This is a genomic window from Rhodococcus sp. EPR-134 (genome assembly GCF_001647205.1).
GTDB classification, from domain to species: domain Bacteria; phylum Actinomycetota; class Actinomycetes; order Mycobacteriales; family Mycobacteriaceae; genus Rhodococcus_F; species Rhodococcus_F qingshengii.
The window spans coordinates 1-3,118 of record NZ_LVCT01000509.1; the positions used below are offsets into that span (position 1 = coordinate 1).

The window sequence follows — 3,118 nt, forward strand, 5'->3', positions numbered from 1 at the left end:
GCGCATGCGGACCCGGGATCCCACGGGAACGGGAGCGGGGAAGCGAACCTTGTCGTAGCCGTAATTGAGGCTGTGGGCGAAGCCGTCGAAGTGGATGAGTTGGTAGGAGAACTGGGGTCCCAGTGAGAGGCTGAAGAGTCCGTGCGCGATCGTGCTGCCGAGCGGGCTCGATGCGGCTCGTTCCGGGTCGACATGAATCCACTGATGATCGTTTGTGGCTTCGGCGAACGCGTTGATGCGCTCCTGGGTGATGTCGTACCACTCCGTCGGGCCAAGTTCCTGGCCGATGAGCTTCTCGAGCTCGGCGAAGGTGGACGGGCGGACGGGCAATTGGTTTTCAGTCATCGTTATCCCTTTACTCGCAGTTCAGGAGGACGGAACGGGCCGTTCGGGTGACCGTCGCGATTCGACGGTTGAAACTGACGCCGGATTCAACTATACATGAGGGGAGACGTGGATCACTGTCAGCGCGTAGGTATGACGCAAGCGAGAGGAATCGCTCATGAAGGTTGCCCAGAAGGTAGCAATTGTCACCGGTGGCGGCGGGGGAATCGGCGGTGCACTGGCCGAGCGACTGGCTGCCGAGGGTGCTCGCGTCGTAGTGGCTGACCTGGACGGGGCAGCAGCTTCGTCAGTAGCAGAGGCGATCAACGCGGAGCGTCCCGGAGCGGCCGTGTCTGCCGGTGGCGACGTCTCCGACGAGACGGTCATTGCGGGCCTGATCGCGCAGGCGGAAAAGGAATTCGGCCCGGTCGACCTCTACTTCGCCAATGCCGGCGTTACCGGTGGCATGGGCCTCGACATCAGTGAAGACGTCTGGGACACGACGATCGACGTCAACGTTCGCGCCCACATTCGCGCTGCCAGGCTCCTCGTCCCCGGCTGGACGGAGCGCGGGCAGGGCTACTTCATCAGCACGGCCTCTGCGGCCGGCTTGCTCAGTCAGGTCGGGTCCGCCGCGTACTCGGTGACCAAACATGCCGCGGTCGCGTTTGCCGAGTGGCTCTCGATCACCTACGGAGATCAGGGTGTTCGCGTCAGTTGCTTGTGCCCGATGGGCGTCAACACCAAGCTTCTCTACGAAGGTGAGAACTCCGGCGATCCGGTCGGCAAGGCCGCAACCGGAGCCGTGCTTGCGGCAGGCAATGTTCTCGAGCCTGCCGAATGCGCCGAAATCGTTCTTGCGGCAGTGGATGCCGAAGAATTTCTCATCCTTCCGCACAAGAACGTGCTGGACATGTACCGGCAGAAGGGCGCCGACTACGACCGTTGGCTGCGCGGGATGCGCCGGTACCAGGCGTCGCTCCTCGCGGGAACACGATGACCGAGGAACTCGTCCTCTCCGAGCAGAGAGGAGCGGTGCTGGTTCTGACATTCAATCGGCCCCGCGTTCTCAACGCGTGGACCAACGAGCTCGAAGATCAGTATTACGACTTTCTGGCGATGGCAGACGAAGATCCCAGTGTCCGAGCAATTGTTGTCACCGGCTCCGGCCGAGGATTCTGCTCGGGGGCTGACCTCGGCAATTTGAAGAACGTCGGCGAAGTCTCCGAAAGTGATCTTGTCCGGCCGCGAGACCGTCATTTCCCGACCACCATCCGCAAGCCGCTGATCGCCGCCGTCAACGGCGTCGCTGCCGGGCTCGGAATGGTCGAGGCTCTGTACTGCGACGTTCGTTTCGGTTCGAGCGCAACACGATTCACTACCGCGTTCGCGCGTCGCGGCCTGATTGCGGAGTACGGCATCTCCTGGATGTTGCCCCGCTTGGTCGGGCACAGTCGAGCAGTCGATCTGCTGCTTTCCAGCCGGATGGTGGATGCCGACGAGGCGTACCGTATCGGTTTGATCGACCACCTGGTCAGCGGCGGTGACGTTCTGGACGCGGCGATTGCTTACGCCGAGGACATCGCGGCGAACTGCTCGCCGACGTCCCTCTCCGTCATCAAATCTCAGATGAGTGCCGACGCGCACTCGACCTTCACCGATTCCGCCAGGCGTGCGGAATCGCTGATGCTGAACGCATTTCACGGCCCGGATGTCGTCGAGGGCGTCAACAGCCATCTCGAACATCGAGCCCCCAATTTTCCTTCCCTCTCTGTCAGGAGTTCACATGTCAGTGTTTGAGTTCTCGGATCGCACCAAGAAGTACCAGGCCGAACTGCTCGATTTCATGGACAAGCACGTTTACCCGGCCGAAGCGGTCTACGAAGAGCAGATGCGTGAGTCCGGTAACCCGCACTTCCAGCCGCCGATCATCGACGACTTGAAGAAGGAAGCCAAGGCCCGCGGGCTGTGGAACCTCTTCCATCCCCATCCCGAATGGGGCCCCGGCCTGACCAACCTGGAATACGCACCGCTCGCGGAGATCATGGGCCGCAGCCACCTGGCCTCCGAGGCCACCAACTGCGCCGCTCCGGACACGGGAAACATGGAGGTGCTCACGCTCTTCGGCACCGACGAGCACAAGGAGAAGTACCTCAAGCCGCTTCTCGAAGGCGAAATTCGTTCCGCTTTCGCGATGACCGAGCCCGAGGTTGCCAGCTCCGACGCCACCAACATCCAGCTCCGTATGGACCGTGACGGCGACGAGTACGTGCTGAACGGCCGTAAGTGGTTCGCTTCCAACGCCTTGCACCAGAACTGCAAGGTTCTGATCGTCATGGGTAAGACCGACTTCAATGCCGCCACCCACCGTCAGCAGTCGATGATGGTCGTGCCGATCGATGCTCCCGGCGTCACGATCCTGCGCAACCTGCCGGTTTTCGGCTACCAGGACCGCGAAGGACACGGCGAGATCACTTTCGAGGACGTGCGCGTCCCGGCCAAGGACATTCTCGCCGGTGAGGGTGAAGGATTCGCGATCAGCCAGGCCCGCCTCGGCCCCGGCCGCATCCACCACTGCATGCGTGCAATCGGAATGGCCGAGCGCGCACTGGAACTGATGTGCAAGCGCGCATCCACCCGCATCACCTTCGGGAAGCCCGTCAGTGACAACGCGAATATCCAGGACTGGATCGCCGAGGCTCGTATCGACATCGAGATGGTTCGACTCCTCACGCTCAAGGCCGCACACATGATGGACACGGTGGGCAACAAGGAAGCGCGCACCGAGAGCGCA

Annotated in this window: 4 protein-coding genes; 3 read left to right on the forward strand and 1 reads right to left on the reverse strand. The window is 62.1% G+C overall.

The window, feature by feature from the left end; genetic code table 11:
* Positions 1–345: MaoC family dehydratase (locus A2J01_RS23365; RefSeq protein ID WP_064113691.1), on the reverse strand; the 345-nt coding region annotated here is incomplete at its 3' end.
* A 157-nt stretch (positions 346–502) separates the two neighbouring features.
* Between A2J01_RS23365 and A2J01_RS23370 the strand changes: the two genes are divergently transcribed.
* The 3 genes from A2J01_RS23370 to A2J01_RS23380 all read left to right on the forward strand — a co-directional run.
* A complete protein-coding gene (locus A2J01_RS23370) occupies positions 503–1,324 on the forward strand; it encodes an SDR family oxidoreductase (RefSeq protein WP_047269419.1) in 822 nt (273 codons plus the stop codon).
* Positions 1,321–2,124, forward strand: a complete 804-nt coding sequence (locus tag A2J01_RS23375; RefSeq protein WP_047269420.1) for an enoyl-CoA hydratase-related protein — start codon at positions 1,321–1,323, stop codon at positions 2,122–2,124. Before A2J01_RS23370 ends, A2J01_RS23375 begins: the two co-directional genes overlap by 4 nt.
* Positions 2,111–3,118: acyl-CoA dehydrogenase family protein (locus A2J01_RS23380; RefSeq protein WP_064113692.1), on the forward strand; the 1,008-nt coding region annotated here is incomplete at its 3' end. The genes A2J01_RS23375 and A2J01_RS23380, both read left to right, overlap by 14 nt.

Coding starts and splice junctions, on each gene's coding strand:
- A2J01_RS23375 (WP_047269420.1), top strand. CDS start 1,321: ATGACCGAGGAACTCGTCCTCTCCGAGCAGAGAGGAGCGGTGCTGGTT.
- A2J01_RS23370 (WP_047269419.1), top strand. CDS start 503: ATGAAGGTTGCCCAGAAGGTAGCAATTGTCACCGGTGGCGGCGGGGGA.